Origin of the sequence: Pseudoalteromonas sp. S1650 (assembly GCF_005887195.1) — a bacterium.
Classification (GTDB): domain Bacteria; phylum Pseudomonadota; class Gammaproteobacteria; order Enterobacterales; family Alteromonadaceae; genus Pseudoalteromonas; species Pseudoalteromonas simplex.
Genome location: NZ_PNDF01000023.1, coordinates 84,463 through 101,910 on the forward strand (window position 1 = coordinate 84,463; position 17,448 = coordinate 101,910).

General features: G+C 39.8%; 19 protein-coding genes. 9 read left to right on the plus strand and 10 right to left on the minus strand.

Features of this window, described 5'->3' with window-relative positions:
* Window positions 1-19 precede the first annotated feature (19 nt).
* The 6 genes from qatD to cadR form a co-directional block, all read right to left on the minus strand.
* On the minus strand, window positions 20-751 hold the full coding sequence (gene qatD / locus CWB80_RS08145; RefSeq protein WP_016708224.1) for a Qat anti-phage system TatD family nuclease QatD: 732 nt from the start codon (window positions 749-751) through the stop codon (window positions 20-22).
* The gene (gene qatC / locus CWB80_RS08150; protein ID WP_016708225.1) at window positions 748-2,082 is read right to left on the minus strand and encodes a Qat anti-phage system QueC-like protein QatC; all 1,335 of its coding nucleotides are present in this window, start codon (window positions 2,080-2,082) and stop codon (window positions 748-750) included. The genes qatD and qatC overlap by 4 nt, the downstream gene beginning before the upstream one ends.
* Entirely contained in the window at window positions 2,075-2,962 is an 888-nt protein-coding gene (locus CWB80_RS08155) for a Qat anti-phage system associated protein QatB (protein ID WP_138598875.1), read from the minus strand. Before CWB80_RS08155 ends, qatC begins: the two co-directional genes overlap by 8 nt.
* Before the next feature lies 1 nt (window position 2,963).
* A complete protein-coding gene (locus tag CWB80_RS08160; protein WP_016708227.1) occupies window positions 2,964-4,724 on the minus strand; it encodes a KAP family P-loop NTPase fold protein in 1,761 nt (586 codons plus the stop codon).
* Entirely contained in the window at window positions 4,688-5,311 is a 624-nt protein-coding gene (locus CWB80_RS08165) for a recombinase family protein (protein ID WP_016708228.1), read from the minus strand. Before CWB80_RS08165 ends, CWB80_RS08160 begins: the two co-directional genes overlap by 37 nt.
* Window positions 5,312-5,442: 131 nt before the next feature.
* Entirely contained in the window at window positions 5,443-5,832 is a 390-nt protein-coding gene (gene cadR, locus CWB80_RS08170) for a Cd(II)/Pb(II)-responsive transcriptional regulator (protein ID WP_016708229.1), read from the minus strand.
* Between the two features lie 82 nt (window positions 5,833-5,914).
* On the opposite strand from cadR, the gene CWB80_RS08175 reads away from it, so the two are divergent.
* The 7 genes from CWB80_RS08175 to CWB80_RS08205 all read left to right on the plus strand — a co-directional run bounded on the left by CWB80_RS08175 (window position 5,915) and on the right by CWB80_RS08205 (window position 14,089).
* The gene (locus CWB80_RS08175) at window positions 5,915-6,568 is read left to right on the plus strand and encodes a cation efflux transmembrane domain-containing protein (protein WP_016708230.1); all 654 of its coding nucleotides are present in this window, start codon (window positions 5,915-5,917) and stop codon (window positions 6,566-6,568) included.
* A 12-nt stretch (window positions 6,569-6,580) separates the two neighbouring features.
* On the plus strand, window positions 6,581-7,309 hold the full coding sequence (locus tag CWB80_RS08180) for a transglutaminase-like domain-containing protein (RefSeq protein ID WP_016708231.1): 729 nt from the start codon (window positions 6,581-6,583) through the stop codon (window positions 7,307-7,309).
* Complete coding sequence (locus CWB80_RS08185) at window positions 7,302-8,201, plus strand: cation diffusion facilitator family transporter (protein ID WP_016708232.1); 900 nt, start codon at window positions 7,302-7,304, stop codon at window positions 8,199-8,201. Before CWB80_RS08180 ends, CWB80_RS08185 begins: the two co-directional genes overlap by 8 nt.
* A 45-nt stretch (window positions 8,202-8,246) precedes the next feature.
* Window positions 8,247-8,609 (plus strand): hypothetical protein, encoded by a 363-nt coding sequence (locus CWB80_RS08190; protein WP_016708233.1) that lies wholly within the window; start codon window positions 8,247-8,249, stop codon window positions 8,607-8,609.
* A 75-nt stretch (window positions 8,610-8,684) separates the two neighbouring features.
* Entirely contained in the window at window positions 8,685-10,007 is a 1,323-nt protein-coding gene (locus CWB80_RS08195; protein WP_231387283.1) for a TolC family protein, read from the plus strand.
* 2 nt (window positions 10,008-10,009) lie between these two features.
* Window positions 10,010-10,924 carry an efflux RND transporter periplasmic adaptor subunit gene (locus tag CWB80_RS08200; protein WP_016708235.1) on the plus strand — a complete coding sequence of 305 codons (915 nt, stop codon included), beginning with the start codon at window positions 10,010-10,012 and terminating at the stop codon, window positions 10,922-10,924.
* A 54-nt stretch (window positions 10,925-10,978) separates the two neighbouring features.
* On the plus strand, window positions 10,979-14,089 hold the full coding sequence (locus tag CWB80_RS08205) for an efflux RND transporter permease subunit (RefSeq protein WP_016708236.1): 3,111 nt from the start codon (window positions 10,979-10,981) through the stop codon (window positions 14,087-14,089).
* A 91-nt stretch (window positions 14,090-14,180) separates the two neighbouring features.
* Here CWB80_RS08205 and CWB80_RS08210 read toward each other — a convergent pair whose 3' ends face one another.
* Together CWB80_RS08210 and CWB80_RS23220 are read right to left on the minus strand one after the other, a co-directional pair.
* The gene (locus CWB80_RS08210; RefSeq protein WP_349304438.1) at window positions 14,181-14,372 is read right to left on the minus strand and encodes a cupredoxin domain-containing protein; all 192 of its coding nucleotides are present in this window, start codon (window positions 14,370-14,372) and stop codon (window positions 14,181-14,183) included.
* A 5-nt stretch (window positions 14,373-14,377) separates the two neighbouring features.
* The gene (locus CWB80_RS23220; RefSeq protein ID WP_353956868.1) at window positions 14,378-14,539 is read right to left on the minus strand and encodes a recombinase family protein; all 162 of its coding nucleotides are present in this window, start codon (window positions 14,537-14,539) and stop codon (window positions 14,378-14,380) included.
* Window positions 14,540-15,195: 656 nt separating this feature from the next.
* On the opposite strand from CWB80_RS23220, the gene CWB80_RS08215 reads away from it, so the two are divergent.
* Both CWB80_RS08215 and CWB80_RS08220 read left to right on the plus strand, forming a co-directional pair.
* Window positions 15,196-15,717 (plus strand): DUF305 domain-containing protein, encoded by a 522-nt coding sequence (locus CWB80_RS08215; protein WP_016708237.1) that lies wholly within the window; start codon window positions 15,196-15,198, stop codon window positions 15,715-15,717.
* A gap of 1 nt (window position 15,718) precedes the next feature.
* Complete coding sequence (locus CWB80_RS08220; protein ID WP_016708238.1) at window positions 15,719-16,450, plus strand: MauE/DoxX family redox-associated membrane protein; 732 nt, start codon at window positions 15,719-15,721, stop codon at window positions 16,448-16,450.
* 217 nt (window positions 16,451-16,667) lie between these two features.
* Here CWB80_RS08220 and CWB80_RS08225 read toward each other — a convergent pair whose 3' ends face one another.
* On the minus strand, window positions 16,668-17,018 hold the full coding sequence (locus tag CWB80_RS08225; protein ID WP_004589646.1) for a hypothetical protein: 351 nt from the start codon (window positions 17,016-17,018) through the stop codon (window positions 16,668-16,670).
* 50 nt (window positions 17,019-17,068) lie between these two features.
* Window positions 17,069-17,440 carry a hypothetical protein gene (locus tag CWB80_RS08230; protein WP_016708239.1) on the minus strand — a complete coding sequence of 124 codons (372 nt, stop codon included), beginning with the start codon at window positions 17,438-17,440 and terminating at the stop codon, window positions 17,069-17,071.
* Between the last annotated feature and the right edge of the window lie 8 nt (window positions 17,441-17,448).

Below are 17,448 nucleotides of genomic sequence, written 5' to 3' on the forward strand. Positions count from 1 at the left end.
TTACGTGACGTATAATTAGTTACTTGACTGATGTTAAACACCTAAGGTTTGCTGACAGTTGCTCAATTATCGAAGCCTTATTTTTACACCAAATTTCAGCCAGATATTCAGTAACAGTGCCAACACTTGAAGGAAACAGAATATTCCCCGCCACTTTGGCGAAAGGGCCATCAGTTTCGAGTAAAATCCTATCTTGAGGTATCCACGATATTACTTTTTTAGCTCTGGCTGAAGTAAGCATGGCTGGCCCAATAGAAAAGAAACAGCCTAGCTCGACGGCTTCTAGAACTTGCTTCTTAGTACCTAAAAACCAATGAAGAATAGAAGTACCAGCATTGGGGTATAACTTAAGTTGTTCAAGTACTTCACCTGTCGCATTAAGACTATGGATAGTTAGTATTTTGTTATCAAAGTCTTCACATTTTTTCAAAATATGCGTGAAAACCTCTAATTGATCATCAAAGTAATCAGCATAACCTTTTGAGCCATCCAGCCCAATTTCTCCAATATATCTAGTTCTATCAACTAGCTTATCGAATAGAGGTAGTTCATTTTTCCTTAAATGAGCAAGTTGAGGGTGAAGCCCCAAAGCCGTTTTACAGTGTTTTATGCCACTTGTTAACTGAACAGTACCTTCAAAAGCTGAAGGCACCGTAGTTACTGATAGCACGTAATAATTACTGCTTTTTATGTCGTTCAATACCTCTTTATGATCTGGATATAAATCAACATGGCAATGAAGATCCATCATGATGATTTATCCGCTTGGAGAAATAATTCAACCTCTGCTAATCCTCGCTTAATAGTTGATTCTAGTTTTTCTCGTATATCTTTATCTTGTGGTATTGGTCCTGACTTTCGAAGCCAAGAACGATAATTGTCAGTCTGTTTCAACCGGATAATGGCAGTTTGAACCGCTTGGAGATCATCGCGAGTATCTTTTTCTTTAATAAGACCTCTCAACCGCTTTGTCTTGTATGGCGCATCTTGTGTAAAACCAGCATGAAAAACTGACGCTCTTCGAATAAGGCAAGGTACACAATGCCCACACTGTTTATGCTCTCTGTGCCAATGACTACAAGAAACACTCAGAGGAACTGCTTTTCTAATTGCGTCTTGATCAACACATTCCGCTAACATTTCACCTTTAGTTTTGAATTGATAGGGGTTTACAAATTTGACATGAAACCCAGTGTCTCTAAGCAAAGATTCAAGCCTGCTTAGAAAATTAGGATGAGTAGTTCTAGTACTATGGCTACCAATCCGTCTTCTGGTAAGCGGTGGATTTATAGAAATATAGCCATTCTCAGGGACGACAATAGTTTCAATACTGCTATCGCAATTAGCATTTCTTAAGGCTGATATACCAAGTACCGCCATAGCTAGGAAGTTGAAGCTTCTTCCCCTCATGCTAATGTCAGTTTTACCTTCTAAATGCTTGATAATATGAGGAGACATTGAATAGGACAATTCGCCGAATGGCGGGGATAATAAATGCTTAATATCTTCCTGTTTTGCGCCATCACCACGATAAGCGTGACTAACCAAAAGCGGTTTTAAGGCTGACTCTCCGTTTAAAATGTCAATTGCACCAACTGCGCTGTCAAGACCTCCTGAAAAAAGGCAGACTGAGTTGAGTCCAATTAATGATTTTGCTTTTGCTTTCGCTTGCTCACTTGTTTTAGGAGTCGGCATCGGCATAGTTGTTTTTTCAAAAGTAAACTGCCATTGATCGCCCGTTAGAAAGTTGAGCAAAGAACTTAGTTCAGGCTCAACAGTATTCCACATATCCTCATCGGTAACAGGAACATGTAAATGCATTTTTCTAGCCCATGCATTTTCTGCATTATCCCTCAATTCAAATGTATCAGCGGCGGTAACGGCGGTTGCAATTGTTATCAGATCTATTGCATCAGCATCTACATGCAATCCTAAATCACGAACTGTTTGTAGTAGTTGTTTTGACACCAAGCTGTGCTTAGTGATGTCATTTTGATGCGTGTGAAACATTTGGACAGGATGACAGTCTTCAGAAAAATCAGGCAAGTTAGCTGGGTCATGGTTAAAATAAAAATTAGTCATCAAAACTCTCCCATTCATCCACTGTCATTGCAATTGCATCAGCTTGAATTTTAGTAATATTTTCCTTGCTAATAGTACTAGGGTTGCCATTAGTTACTTTGTCTAACTGCTCTTGTGTGATCACTTTTATTAATTCCCTTAATTCTACTTCCATTTGATGATGCTTACTTGCAGGCTCAACATGAAACCAAGCTCTGCCCATGCCTTCAAGCACATCCTGAAAAATAAGATCTGTTAAATAACAGCCTATGGCTTCTTGAATAACTTCGTCAGTAAAACTGTTTGGGTCAAATTCTTCTGTATCGGGGAGTGCTTCTTCTAGTGCGTAATCCAACGCAACTCTTACAGCATCCGAATCGGCATTATCAGGTGCCAAATGACTAGCAATTTTGTCAATTGCTTGGTCAGTCGATAACCCAGTTAGATCACCTAATGATAAGCTTTGATTATTAACCGTTACGGTGTCGCCACGCATGACACCAAGCAATCCAGAACCAGCCGTTATACCGCTTGCTAGTCTCCGGCTTGTGCTTTTACCTCCGCCAGAGCCTTTTCTAGAGTAACTTTTTAATGAACGCCTTAGATCTGAGGTTGAGCCACCTGTTTGTGCATATTTACCAAATGCTCTTCTGGCGCTGGCAAACCTATTTGGAGGTGGCGTTGCTGTTGGCGAACCACCGATTTCTTGTTGAACCTTGTCATTGTCAATATCGTTGGTATGGTCATTCTGATCATCAGATTGATTGTTATCAGAACCAGTTTGATCATCCCCATCAGTACCTGATGCAGGCTCTATTGTGACGGGATCTCCTTGCTCTGCCCAAGATGGAATTAGCGGACTCTTGTTATTCGGTCCTGTAGACGATGCGGACGTACCCATATTACTTAATTCCCTCTAGTTCTTTTAAGATTGGATTGAGCCACCTTTGACGAGGCAAGCTTTTTAAGAATGTAAGAAGACTTAAGCAACATTTATCATCCTGCTTGGCAAGTAACACGGCTCCATAGATGCCTGTTGGTTTTTCGGTCCAATCACCAATCAACTTAAAGTTTTCAATCAAACCATCCATGACTGACATGTACTCTTCCTTCGGAGTTGTGGTAATCGCAGTAGAGTTAACGCCACTGACCCTTACCTTTTGCTTCATTAATTCTTCTACAAGTTTTTGAGCAGCTCCCGACATTACCGCATTAACAGCACCCATTGGAATGCTTTCTCGGCTAAGGTATGCCGCTGGGGTCAAATCCATCTCAGTAAACATTGGAGGTAATTTTGACCATTTATCAATAAAAGCTAGGTCGAGTTTCCACTCTTCAGGTAACTTTATTTCATCAAATTCAACTTCTGAATTTTCGAGATCCGCTAAAACTTTTGGATATCCGTTTTCCTTATCAATTAATTCATAAAGCTTGTTAGTAGCCTGAGTGCCTAAGCACCTCTCAAAAATTACCAGCTTAGTGATAGTTTTCTCGTCAAGCTGCATTCCTCGACGGTGAGCCGTTTTCTTTCTCATCTTAACTTGATTGAGTAATCGCTTAACTATGCGAGGGTTACCGTTAATGTTTGTGGATTCAGCTAATAGTGGAGCTAACTGTTCAGCAACTACAAATTTGCTTCTGAGTCCTGAATGCTTTTCGATATCGTGATCCTGAAGAAGCTCATCAACGGTAATTTGTGGTTGTTTCCAAGAAAGCCTTAATGATTCTTCAAGGGCACATCTTATCGCTTCTAACTGAGCATCTGTCACTCCGTGGTCTTGAGCGGTGAGCATCATTAAATATGCCCTTATCTCAAGAACACCGGGCCTTGGTACATGCACAGGAATTTGAATAAGCTTGTCTAAATAATCAGTTTGATGTCGTTGAGATGCACCTTTGTGATATTCAGGTACTGCCAAACGGATCATGTCTTCATCGGCGGCAATGACAAATGCGGTATTTGGTAAAAATAGAAATAATCTGATCGCCTCAAGTGTTGAAATGGCATTAAATGGAGAGCAGCGATCTAAATTATCGACATAGACAATAAGTGGCTTATCAAACTCCTTTAACAGATCAGAATATGCTTTTCGGAATTCTTTAATTTCTTTAGGAGGTGAGAATGATTTCTTATCTTTGATCAAACCTTTGTTTTTCTTCGCAACATCCTTAGCGCCATCGACAGCACCTTTTACATCATCAACATCAAGTTCACCATCGTCACCACCACTGAATAGTCCCATGATCTTCTGTATACCACCCATAGTCGGTATACCAGCTAATGCTGCACCACCATTCATTAGCAGTCCCATCAGTCTGATCTTATCTATTCGTCCAGCAAACTCTATTGCTTTTGCACTTAGATTTTTATCGTCTGCTGCTTTTTTTACTAAAGTAGATGCAATTGTTTCTAATAGCGCTGCTTTAGCGTCATCGTATCCTTGGAAAGTCCATGCATCGAAATGCACTTGGATATATTCTTGTTCATCAGTTTCCAAAGATGCTTTGGTAAGTTCAAGAATCGTGGATTTTCCAGCGCCCCAATCACCAAAGACACCTATACTAATAGGCATTAATTCCTTTTCAGTGATAAGATCTTTAATCGACTCAGCCGTTTCATTAAAGTTTAAGAAGTCAATTTTTGACTCTTTATCAGACCACATAACATCTCCTTTTGTTTATTATTTTTTTGTTCCATTCTTTCAATAGTTCGATGAACCGTCGGGCGGCTAACAGAATATTTCTTCGCTAATGCAGAGATCGATTCACCATTTAATTTATCTTTATATAATTCTTTCGCTTGTTTGTCTGATAAAGCAGGCAACCTACCCATATGTTTGCCTTTAGCCTTCGCTTCTTCGCGACCTTCTGCGGTTCTGGCTTTTATAAGATCCCGCTCAAGTTGAGCGAATACTCCACATAGGTTGATCATGGCGGTGGCAAACGGATTATCATTTTTAGTATTGAGAGAGCCGTCGATAATATTTAAACAAGCCCCCTTTTTGTGGATACTTTCAATAGCCTCAAGAATAGACTTTAATGATCGGCCTAGCCGATCAAGGCGAGTAACAATTACCTCATCACCCTCCCTGATAAAATCGATGAGTTCCTTTAGCTTTTCTTCATTTCTAATGGAAGCACCTGACTGTTTTCCTTGAAATATTTTTTCACAGCCATGAGCGTCCAACTTGGACAGTTGAATATTTAAATCTTGCTCTTTAGTTGAGACTCTTGCAAAACCAACTTTCATATGTACGAAACCTGTAACTTTCGTACATCTTAACAATCAAGTGAACGAAAGTACATTAAATAAATTTCGTACATGAACGTAATAAAATATAGTTATTCGTACACAACACGGATAGAAAATGAATGACAATTCTAACTATCAAGTGACTTAATTATTCCACACGCTTCAATGGTGTTTTCAGTTGTACACAAACTTGCCATTTGTTGAAGCTCAGCTTTTAGTGCTTTGAGTTCTCTCATTCGATTGTTAACTAAGGCCAATTGTTGAGCAATGAGCTTATTAACACTTGCACAGCTTTCTTCTGGCTTATTTTTCAGTTCCATAAGGCGTTTAACATCTGTTAGAGGGATATCCAAACTTCGGCAATGCTTTATAAACTCTAATTCTTTTAAAGCCCGTTCACCGTATAACCTGTAATTCCCTTCAGTACGTTCAGGAGTTGAAAGCAACCCTTCTTTCTCGTAATACCGAATTGTTTGTATCGAACACCCTGTCGTTTTTGAAAGTTCACCTATCTTCATAAAACTTTAGTCCTAAATCTTGACTCTATAGTCACTATAGACTTTATAGTTAAGTTATCAAGCAAATAACTAAGGCCGTGCAATGAGTGGTTGTGGTTGCGAAGTCGAACTAAAAGATGCGAAACAAAAACATGTGCTGTATTGGTTGCTAGGTATTAATGCGGTTATGTTCTGCGTTGAGATTACTGTGGGCCTATATGCAAACTCAACGGCTTTGATAGCAGATTCAATGGATATGCTGGCTGACGCAATTGTCTATGGTATTGCTCTATATGCCGTGAGCCGATCTTTAAAGCATAAAGCCAATGCAGCCCTTATCAGCGGTTACTTTCAGCTGACACTCGGAATACTGGTAATCTTTGACATAGTAAGAAGACTCGGAGAAGGTGAGCCTCACTCTTGGTTCATGATCGGCTTTGGTTTTGTAGCATTAATAGCAAACGTCATTTGTTTAGTTTTAATCAGAATGCAAAGCAATGGTGAAGTCCATATGCGTGCAAGCTGGATATTTTCAGCCAACGATGTGATCGCAAACTTGGGGGTCATTGCTGCTGGTGTTTTAGTGATGCTACTTGATTCTCGCTGGCCTGACATTGTGATTGGTAGTGTGATTGCAACCCTAATTTTAAGAGGGGCTTACCTGATTATTACTGATGCGAAGAAAGAGCTGAGCAACGCAGAGTTAACAAGCGAAAACAATAGCTGTAGTGGAAGTAAATCAAAATCATGTTCTTAAAGGAGATGGATAATGAGTGCTAATTATTTAGAGAAAACACAAATATTAGACTTAGATGATCACAGCATCCAATCTCTAATAGCAGATCGGAATTGGAATACAATGGATGAATACAACACAATAGGAGCTGCTTACACCTTTGTTAAAGATGAGATTCAGTTTGGTTACAACCGCAGCGATGATATATCTGCGAGTGAAGTTTTAGCGGATGGCTATGGACAGTGCAATACCAAGGGAAACTTGTTAATGGCTCTATTCCGAGCGCTTGGTATTCAGTGCCGATTTCATGGTTTCACGATTGACCAACAGCTTCAGAAAGGCGCTATTCCTTCTTATGTATTTTGGCTTGCCCCAAAATCCATTATCCATAGCTGGGTAGAAGTGCTCTATGAAGGTAAGTGGATCAATTTAGAAGGCTTCATTCTCGACGAAGCTTACCTAAGTTCAATTCAATCCAAATTCAGTCAAGCTAAAGATAATTTTTGTGGTTATGGAATAGCTACTACCTGCATAAGTAACCCAGAGACGAACTGGGTTGGTAAAGATACTTATATTCAAAAAGAAGGCATACACGACGACTTTGGCTTTTATGACTCACCCGATGAATTCTATGCTGAGCAGGGAACCAATCTAACGGGTATTAAACGTTGGGCGTACCAAAACTTTATCCGTCATATCATTAATTGGAATGTACAAAGGCTTAGAAGAAAAAATGTAACCGCCGAGGCTCAACATGCATAACCACTCTCACGGTCATGATCACCCTCACAATGATGAGGACGCTTCGAGACGCATTGGCTGGGCTTTTTTTCTAAACCTCACGTTTACCATCATCGAATTTATCGGAGGTTGGTTAACCAATAGTACGGCAATCATGGCAGATGCTATCCATGATTTAGGAGATAGCATCTCCATAGGCACCGCATGGGGATTAAATAAGCTCAGTAACAAGCCTGCCTCTAGCCAGTTTTCATATGGTTACAAGCGCTTTTCATTGCTTGGCGCATTGATTAACGGTTTGGTATTAACTGTTGGTTCTGTTTTTATACTAATTGAGGCCATACCAAGATTAGCTAACCCCGAAATGCCTCAAGTCGAAGGAATGCTTTTATTAGCTATTTTTGGCATGGTGGTAAACGGTTACGCTGCCTATAAGCTAAGTCATGGAAAGACCTTAAATGAACGAGTTTTAAACTGGCACTTGCTTGAAGACGTTTTAGGTTGGATAGCTATATTTATTGTATCAATCGTATTGATGTTTGTTGAATGGCCCATACTCGATCCTATTTTATCAATTGGGTTTACCCTTTTTATTTTATTTAATGTTGTAAGAACACTGAAAACGACACTTATGCTCTTCTTGCAAGCGACACCAGATATTGATCTTATTGAAAATATTAAATCGAAAATAGTTTCTAAAGCCATTGTGGGTGAAGTACATCACTTACACATCTGGTCACTTGATGGTGAACACAACGTTTTAACCGCCCATATTGTTTTAAACACTGAAATATCTAACGAAGAGCTGAAATCGTACAAGCTAGAGTTGCGACAGGAGCTTAAAGAGTTTGATTTTGCTCATACAACAATTGAAATAGAGTTCATAGACGAGCAATGTCGTGACGCAAGCTAAACGATAGTGTTAACATTGGCATAACTAAGAGATAGTTGAAACGAAATGAATATTAAACAATTCCCTGCATACATCATGATAGTGCTGATATTACTTCAGTCATTTTCTGCTGTGGCAAAAGTTGCTGATGTTCATATTGTTGATTCCGAGCATATAAAAACCGAGCATGTTCATGCTTTAGATGACCACATTTCTTCTGAAAAATTAATACAATCATCAGCAGATAATGACCAACACAACCCCGCTGATTGTCATCATTGCGGACACTGCAATGGCTCGCATGTACAGTTTGCTACGCATGTTTACATCAGTAGAGACATTGATTTCAAATCAAGTCAGGTATTTGATTATTTAAAAGTAGTCATTGAAGCTCCCCCTTCCAGATTACTTCGACCTCCCAAAAGTTAGTCCTTTTATTTAATTGGCGCGTTAGGCGGTGAAGCCAACGCTCGTTTCATAAAATAAACAGGACAAAATATGAATATGTCTTATTTTAAGGCCCCCGTACTTGCTTGGAAGAAAGTAAAACGGTTGCTTCTGTTGTCGTTTTTAGTGACAACTAATAATGTATTTGCAAATGACTTAACTGTTGATTCAGTTTCATTGTCAGAGGCAATACAACGAACACTTGCAAACAACCCACAGCTAACAGCTTTTAAATACAAACAAAAGCGTTTAGACGGCGAGTTAGCTACCGCAGGGTTAAAACCTGAATATAACGTCAGCGCTGAATTGGAAAACTTTGCAGGTACAGGTGATGTATCTGGATTCAGCGACGCTGAACTTACCTTATCAATATCTTCCGTGGTGGAATTGGGAGATAAGGTAAATAGCAGAAAGCTTTATGTTAATGCCCAACAGCAAGCAATAGCTGTTGAAAAAAGAATACAAACACTCGATATTTTGGGTGAAGTAGCAGCTCGCTATATCGATGTTTTGACGTTACAGCAAATCATGCTCGTCAATGAAAATGCAGAAAAGCTAGCACGAGAAACCTATCAAACTGTCTCCAAAAAAGTTCGTGTTGGTTCGGCACCGTCATCAGAGCAAAAACGAGCTGATGCAGCTTTAGCAACAGCTCGACTAAAGACGCTAACCATTTCCAAGCAGTTAGAGGCCAGTGTTCGTAAGTTAGCTATTATGTGGGGAGAACAATCACCGCAATTCTCTCGTGTATCAGGCGATTTATTTGCACTTCCCAAAACAATATCACTCGAATACATCATGGCTCAACTTTCTCAAAGTCCTCATATATTAGCTTATGCAGAGCAATCGAGAATTCAGCAAGCTCAATTACAATCAATCAACGCACAAAGCCACGCTAATATAACGTGGAGCGCAGGTGTGAAAAGACTTGAAGGTAGCAATGAGACTGCGTTGGTTGCAGGAATTAGCGTCCCTCTGTTTACGAGTGATAGAAATAGAGGCAGCTATCAATCTCAAAAAGCAAAACTCGATGAAGTTGAGCAGCAACGGAAAGCCAGTGAGCGAGCAATTTACAGCCAATTAGCGACATTTTATGCGGCTCAGGAAGAGGCTCGCCTTACGGTTGAAACCTTACAAACCAGTATTATTCCGCCTCAAGAAAGTGCTTTGTCATTAGTGCAAAAAGCCTATTCGGACGGGCGCTTTAGTTATTTAGAGCTAGTTTCAGTTCAAAAAGAGCTTATTGAGATGCAATATGCGCTTATTTTTGCCGCAAGTGAGGTTCACAAACAAAGCGCCTCCATTGAGTCCTTATCAGGCATTCCATTAATTTCTTCCGGCAATACAGAAAGCCAACTTTCAAGCTTTATTGAGAATTAATCATGAAAAAGAAAAATATATTAAATTCACCAATCAGCCTTTTCAAATTAATGCTTGTTGCTGTAATTGGTTTCACCTCCATCACGACCTCAGCCAGTGAAGAACACAAAGATGAAATAGTCTCTATGTCTGTTGAGATGGCTAAACAAAACAGCATTGAAACAGTAGCAGCAACTAGCGGTGTTATTCATAACGAAGAAGTTGTATATGGAAAAATCGTTGCCGATCCTGCCTCACTTGCGCACGTTAACGCTAGATTCGATGGTGTTATTAAGGAAGTAAAAGTCAATCTCGGCGAAGAGGTCAAAAAAGGTGAAACGTTGGTAGTGATTGAATCCAATGAGAGCTTAAATCAATATTCGATAAAAGCACCAATGTCTGGGCGTATAGTCGCTAGGCAAGCCAATATTGGCGAGCTTACAAATGGTGAAAACTTGCTGACAATAGCCAATTTTGACGTGGTTTGGGCACAACTATCAGTGTTTCCTACTCAGCTAAGTAAGGTTAACGCTAACCAGCAGGTGCTAATTCATAGCACTGAATTTAATCAAAGTGCGCAAATTAGCTATTTAACACCATCACTAAACGACAAGCCATACTCATTGGCATTTGTAAAATTGGATAACAAAACCAACAAGTGGCCGCTTGGCACTGTAATTAAAGGTGCGGTTACGACCAGTCAACACTCTGCTCCAGTTGTTGTGCCAAAAGGAGCCATTCAAGAGTTTGAAGGCAAAGATGTTGTTTTTATTAAAGAAGGCAATGAATACCACCCTAGCGCCGTAAAAACTGGCGCTTCAGACGCTATCAATATTGCTATCATCGACGGTTTGAACGTCGGCGAAAGTGTGGTTGTAAAGAACAGTTATCTGCTAGTTGCTGATCTAAAAAAATCGGAGGCTGGACATGAACACTAATCTCCGACCTTTTTGTCCTCTACATATTGGCTTCAGTATTATCGAGGTGAAAATATGATCGCTTGGATACTAGAATTATCTATCCGTAGACGTGGTACTATGTTGCTTATGGCCTTGTTTATCATCGCTTTAGGAATATGGAACTATCAGAAGCTACCTATTGACGCTGTGCCAGATATAACCAATGTACAGGTACAAATAAACACGCAGGCTCAAGGTTATTCACCTTTGGAAACAGAGCAACGGATTACGTTTATCGTCGAAACGGGCTTGGCAGGTTTACCTAAGCTGGATTATACCCGTTCACTTTCTCGATATGGCCTGTCGCAAGTGACTGTTGTGTTTGAAGAAGGCACAGATTTGTATTTTGCCAGAAACCTAATCAATGAGCGACTTAGCGCAATTAAGGAGCAACTACCGTTTGGCATTGAACCAGAAATGGGACCAATTGCTACGGGCCTCGGTGAAATATACATGTACAGTATAACTGCCGACGAAAGTGCAAAGCAGAATAATGGCTTACCCTATGATGCGATGGCGTTAAGGGAGATCCATGACTGGGTAGTGAAACCACAACTTGCATTGGTTAAAGGGATTACGGAAATCAATGCAATTGGTGGCTATAAAAAGCAATACCATATCAATCCCGATCCGTTAAGGATGTTGCACTTCGGTATTACCAGTGAAGCACTATCAAATGCAATAATGCGAAATAATGCAAATCAAGGGGCTGGATTCATCGAAAGAAGCGGACAGCAAATTCTTGTTCGTTCACAAGCTCAGTTGCAATCTATTCAAGACATCCAAAACGTCATTATAAAAAGCGACGACGGCACACTTGTAAAAGTTAAAGATGTCGCCGAAGTTGCGATAGGAAAAGAGCTAAGGACAGGAGCTGCATCACTGGAAGGCAAGGAAAGTGTGATTGGCACCGCAATGATGCTGGTAGGAGAAAATTCACGCTCGGTGGCATTGGCTGTTGGTGACAAGCTTAGTGAAATCCAAAACAGTTTACCTCAAGGCGTGTCCATAGTTCCCTTATATGACAGGACAACTCTGGTTGATAAAGCAATTAGCACCGTACAGAAAAATCTTATTGAAGGTGCATTACTGGTTATCTTCGTATTGTTCCTATTACTGGGTAACATACGCGCCGCTTTGATTACCGCCGCAGTAATTCCTTTGGCAATGTTGGCAACAATCACGGGCATGGTTCAAAGCAAAGTCTCTGCGAATTTAATGAGTCTGGGAGCCTTAGATTTTGGATTGATTGTCGATGGCGCGGTAATAATCGTTGAGAACTGCATTAGGCGGTTAGCAGAAAGCCAAAAACGAAATAGTTCTGTCATTTCCCTGAAAGAACGCCTAGACATTGTTTATTCTGCTACCAATGAGGTTATACGACCTAGTGTTTTTGGCGTATTGATCATAACGATTGTCTATTTACCTTTGTTTACCTTATCGGGTGTCGAGGGCAAAATGTTTCATCCGATGGCCGCAACGGTGATAATCGCTCTATTGTCTGCAATGGTATTTACCTTCACGCTAGTCCCCGCTGCGGTTGCTTTATTCTTGAAAGGCAAAATCAGCGAAAAAGAAAGTCCAGTAATTGTCGGCGCTAAGTCAGTTTATAGTCCTGTTTTGAAGTGGGCTTTAAAACTACGTTGGCTAGTTGTTTGCGGCGCTGCTTTACTTGTGACATTTAGCATATTACTTGGTAGTAAATTAGGATCTGAATTTGTTCCTCAACTTAATGAAGGTGACATTGCACTGCACGCGATGCGTATTCCGGGCACGGGTATTGACCAAGCTGTAGAAATGCAGAAGGTACTTGAACAACAAATTATGAAATATGATGAAGTTGTTACGGTGTTTTCAAAAACGGGCACAGCAGAAGTTGCGACAGACGCGATGCCGCCAAATGTGACTGATACTTTTCTGATATTAAAGCCGAGAGAGCAATGGCCCGACCCTAATTTAACGAAAGAGGATTTTGTTGAAAGGCTGGAAAAAGATCTCAGCTCTATTCCCGGCAATAATTATGAGTTTACTCAACCAATTCAGATGCGATTTAACGAATTAATTAGCGGAGTAAGAGCTGATTTAGGGATTAAGCTCTACGGTGATGATCTATCCCAACTTGTCATTTCTGCACAAGAAGTTTTGGCTACACTCAATACAATTTCAGGTGTTGCTGATGCGCGGCTCGAACAAGTTGATGACGTGCCTATCTTTACCGTTAACCCCAAGCCTGAAGCATTAGCGCTATACGGGTTGGATGCAAGCGACTTACAGTCTTGGTTAAAAACAGTCGTGTCAGGTGAAGGCGCAGGGTTAATATTCGAAGGTGATCGTCGATTTGAAATTGTAGTTAGATATCCTGAGCTGTTGAGAGCCAACCTTGATCAGCTAGGTAATTTGCCAATCGCGACAGAAAGTGGTGAGTTTGTACCTGTAAGCGAAGTTGCAGAGTTAAATTATACGACAGTTCCAAGTCAAATAAGCCGAGAAAATGGTAAGCGACGAATTGTAATTACAGCAAATGTTAGAAACCGAGATCTAGGCTCATTCGTACAAGAGGCACAGCAAAAAATTCAACAAAATGTTGAATTGCCTGCTGGTTATTGGCTTGAGTACGGCGGAACATTTGAGCAACTTGAGAGTGCAACGCAAAGATTATCCATCGTAGTACCTGCCACATTGTTTGTAATTTTGACACTGCTTGTCATAGCATTTAGTTCAATAAAAGATGCCCTGATCATATTTAGTGGTGTGCCTTTAGCACTTACAGGCGGCGTATTGGCTTTGTGGTTAAGAGACATGCCTCTTTCAATTTCTGCTGCTGTTGGATTTATCGCTCTTTCAGGGATAGCTGTATTAAATGGACTGGTGATGCTGTCATTCATTAAACAGCGATTACTTGAAACAGGAGAGCTAATAAACTCAATTATCGAAGGTGCAACTATCAGGCTTCGCCCTGTATTAATGACCGCTTTGGTTGCTAGCTTAGGTTTCATTCCTATGGCATTAAACGTCGGAACTGGGGCTGAAGTTCAGAGGCCATTAGCAACGGTGGTAATTGGAGGGATTATTTCCTCTACTTTACTTACTTTAGTTGTTTTGCCTGTTCTATATAGAATTGTTTACAGTAAATACAAATCTTAACTTTAATTTAGAGGCTTCTCGTAATGTTTTCGAGAAGCCTTTTGTTAAGTTACTTTTGCTCGTTCAGGTGTGTAAAAAGACCTATTTAAAACTAAATTACTTTTAAGACGCCGCGATACATTTGTATCTGACAATGAAACTCATGATCTCCCTGTGACAAGTTTAATAAGGTAATTTGAGTAATTTCATTTAACTTAAGCTGTTCGCTTATATCCAATGAAGGAATAAGCATTATTTCAGCGCAGGGGGATTGCTCTTTATGACCGTTATGAACGCACGTCATTATTGCTAATTGCGCAGATTATGAATGAAACTGGTAAACGGATTATCATTTTTTGTACTGACAGAACCATTAATAATCTTTGAACAATCGCCCCGTTTGTGAGTACTTTCAATGTCCTCAAGAATAGACTTTAATGATCGGCCTAGCCGATCAAGGCGAGTAACTATTACCTCATCACCCTACCTGATGAAATCGATTAGCTTCTTTAACTTTTTTCATTTCTAACCGAAGTACCAGACACATTGCCTTATAATATTTTTTTACAACCATAATAGCCCAACTGAACAGTTGAGCATTCAAATCTTGTTCTCTAGTAGATACTCTTGCAAAACCACTTTCATGTGTAGGAAACTTTTAGCTTTCGAACATGAACGAGATAAAAGATCAATATTCGTTCATTTAAAAAGTGAAATAAATGACAACTCTAACTATCAAGATTAATTCTTCCACATGCTTTAACTGTGTCTTCACTTGTACACGAGCTTACATTTGTTGAAGCTCAGCTTGTAGTACTTTGAGTTCCCACATTAGATTGTTAACTAAAGCCAATTCCGCCTGTGTCTATCACAAGTTCAAAACTCAAACTCTAAATATAAGCTGATTTGATCTCCTTCAAAGAAGATTTTTTGCCCATAAACTCTTACACCGAAATGTGTAGATTAGTACTGATTCACAATAATTGCGCTGAAATTGAGTCAATCGTATTACAAATACTCTTATTGATACTGGCTCATTACTTGCAATTTTTCGAGAACATGACCACATGTAGAGAATAATAGGCTAACAGTGGGAAATATTTACACTATCAATGTAAGGATTACTTATGAAATACTCAAGATTTGCTGCAATGATCATCACCTCAACCATTGCTATGTTTGTCATGATGTATCTCAACACTTACGCAGTATCACATATATGGTTTAGTGAAACGCGTATCTATATGTCGTTGTATATGGGAGCAGGTATGGCAATGATCATGCTGGCCTTTATGCTTGGCATGTACAGTAACAAGAAGCTCAACATGGCTATTTTTCTATTGGCGACAATACTGTTCGCCATATGTCTTTATCTTGTTCGCTCTCAAAGCACAATTTCTGACACTGCCTACATGAAAGCGATGATTCCTCATCACTCCATTGCTATTCTTACTAGTGAGCATTCAACTTTGGAGGATGTACGCGTGCGTGAATTGGCAAATGGTATTATTAAAGCCCAACGAAAAGAAATAAAAGAAATGGAATGGCTGATTAAGGATATTTCTGAAAATGGAAAGGTCAGCTCACAAGCTCAGGCTGAGCAACGACCGCTCCCAAAGTTTGAAGGCACACTGAACAAAGGAGGCTAAGATGACTAAGACAGCTACCCTGTACAGAATGGTCACTGACGAACATATCTGCCCCTATGGTTTAAGGTCGAAAGATTTGCTGGAGAGGCAAGGGTATGATGTAGAAGATCATAAGCTCACGTCAAGACAACAAGCTGATGACTTCAAAGATAAGCATGATGTCAAAACTACGCCACAAACCTTTATTGAAGGAAAGCGTGTCGGAGGATACGATGACTTAAGAGAGTATTTTGGTAAAGATGAAGCAGGTCAAACTGGCACAACCTACACGCCAGTTGTAGCCATTTTCTCGATAGCTGCACTTCTTGCTGTCGCATCTCAACATTTTGCTTCCGGCTCATTTATCTCCATCAGAACACTGATGCTATTTATAGCTTTTTCAATGACGCTCTTAGCGGTGCAAAAACTGAAAGACCTATACAGTTTCACAAATTCGTTTATTACTTATGATTTACTAGCGATGAGATGGATAAGATATGGTTATATTTATCCCTTCATTGAAGCATATGCAGGTATTGGTATGGTTGCCCAACTACAGCCTCTCGCAGTGGCACCATTTTCATTGTTTATCGGCACAGTTGGAGCAATTTCAGTTTTCAAAGCCGTTTACATTGACAAACGCCAGTTAAAGTGTGCCTGTGTAGGCGGCGATAGCAGTGTGCCACTTGGATTTGTATCGCTATCTGAAAACTTATTTATGATCGCGGGAGCATTGATTATGCTGCTGATGTAAAGGTATAGCTCTATTCGGCGGCCCCTTAACTGTTAAGATTAGACCTAGGATGCCAGCCCACACCTTTCTAATCCATATGTAACATTTTTTTCTGTCGTACTGGCATCAAGATAACCAGAACTGAGCAAACAATCTCAAAGGTTGTACAAAATAACACTAAAGCTTTTTCATTAAGTTTTATTGTTATGCTCTTGTGGTGGCTTTCGCCACCACTTTATTAGTTTTCAAGTTCCACCATATCTTTCGCTGCAATGTCACCAGACACTAGCTTTACAGTTGCGAAATGATCATTCACAATTTTAGTAATTTGTACCGTTCCTACCTTTTCGATAGTGTAGGGATCTTCACCTTCACTCAATACTATTCTTTCATGGAATCTAATAACACTGTATTTTTGCCCAACCTCTGCGCCATGCTTAGCACCAATACAGATTAGAGTTCGATTATCAGAACTTTCTACTACCTGACCTCTCATCATGTATTTATGATAAAAAGTGGTATTGGAACAACCCACTAAATATAAACCGAATGTAAGCAATAAAAGAGCTTTTATATAGGGTGTTTTCATCACTGTTACCTCATTTGACTAACTAATTATCTATACACTTTTTTATGAATTCATTTGTTTTTCCGGCCAGCCCCCGAAGGTGCTTGATGACAACTCCAAGGCTTATGAACAGAGTTATCTTTGATGTTCTGATCAACAAATTTATAGTAACTTTCTTTAGTATGTGTCCACCAATCATCATGAACATCTGCGCCATACTTACGGATTACCTCCTCAATCCCATCAAGGCTTACGTTTGCGGCATCATAGGCAAGGTGTATTTCACCTTCTTTGATGTTGTAACTAACTTCATCTATACCAAAAAGCTGATCTATTTCTTTTACTAACTCGTCACAGCTTTCTTCTGTGACATGGCTAAGCTTTAGATTTCGAACAACTAAATTTTGCTCTCTAACGCCAACTCTATGATCTAAATCGCTCATAATTTTTC

Bases quoted from the DNA above. Each gene is read 5' to 3' on its own strand.
- qatD (WP_016708224.1), bottom strand. From the start codon at position 751: ATGATGGATCTTCATTGCCATGTTGATTTATATCCAGATCATAAAGAG.
- qatC (WP_016708225.1), bottom strand. From the start codon at position 2,082: ATGACTAATTTTTATTTTAACCATGACCCAGCTAACTTGCCTGATTTT.
- CWB80_RS08155 (WP_138598875.1), bottom strand. From the start codon at position 2,962: ATGGGTACGTCCGCATCGTCTACAGGACCGAATAACAAGAGTCCGCTA.
- CWB80_RS08160 (WP_016708227.1), bottom strand. From the start codon at position 4,724: ATGTGGTCTGATAAAGAGTCAAAAATTGACTTCTTAAACTTTAATGAA.
- CWB80_RS08165 (WP_016708228.1), bottom strand. From the start codon at position 5,311: ATGAAAGTTGGTTTTGCAAGAGTCTCAACTAAAGAGCAAGATTTAAAT.
- cadR (WP_016708229.1), bottom strand. From the start codon at position 5,832: ATGAAGATAGGTGAACTTTCAAAAACGACAGGGTGTTCGATACAAACA.
- CWB80_RS08175 (WP_016708230.1), top strand. From the start codon at position 5,915: ATGAGTGGTTGTGGTTGCGAAGTCGAACTAAAAGATGCGAAACAAAAA.
- CWB80_RS08180 (WP_016708231.1), top strand. From the start codon at position 6,581: ATGAGTGCTAATTATTTAGAGAAAACACAAATATTAGACTTAGATGAT.
- CWB80_RS08185 (WP_016708232.1), top strand. From the start codon at position 7,302: ATGCATAACCACTCTCACGGTCATGATCACCCTCACAATGATGAGGAC.
- CWB80_RS08190 (WP_016708233.1), top strand. From the start codon at position 8,247: ATGAATATTAAACAATTCCCTGCATACATCATGATAGTGCTGATATTA.
- CWB80_RS08195 (WP_231387283.1), top strand. From the start codon at position 8,685: ATGTCTTATTTTAAGGCCCCCGTACTTGCTTGGAAGAAAGTAAAACGG.
- CWB80_RS08200 (WP_016708235.1), top strand. From the start codon at position 10,010: ATGAAAAAGAAAAATATATTAAATTCACCAATCAGCCTTTTCAAATTA.
- CWB80_RS08205 (WP_016708236.1), top strand. From the start codon at position 10,979: ATGATCGCTTGGATACTAGAATTATCTATCCGTAGACGTGGTACTATG.
- CWB80_RS08210 (WP_349304438.1), bottom strand. From the start codon at position 14,372: ATGACGTGCGTTCATAACGGTCATAAAGAGCAATCCCCCTGCGCTGAA.
- CWB80_RS08215 (WP_016708237.1), top strand. From the start codon at position 15,196: ATGAAATACTCAAGATTTGCTGCAATGATCATCACCTCAACCATTGCT.
- CWB80_RS08220 (WP_016708238.1), top strand. From the start codon at position 15,719: ATGACTAAGACAGCTACCCTGTACAGAATGGTCACTGACGAACATATC.
- CWB80_RS08225 (WP_004589646.1), bottom strand. From the start codon at position 17,018: ATGAAAACACCCTATATAAAAGCTCTTTTATTGCTTACATTCGGTTTA.
- CWB80_RS08230 (WP_016708239.1), bottom strand. From the start codon at position 17,440: ATGAGCGATTTAGATCATAGAGTTGGCGTTAGAGAGCAAAATTTAGTT.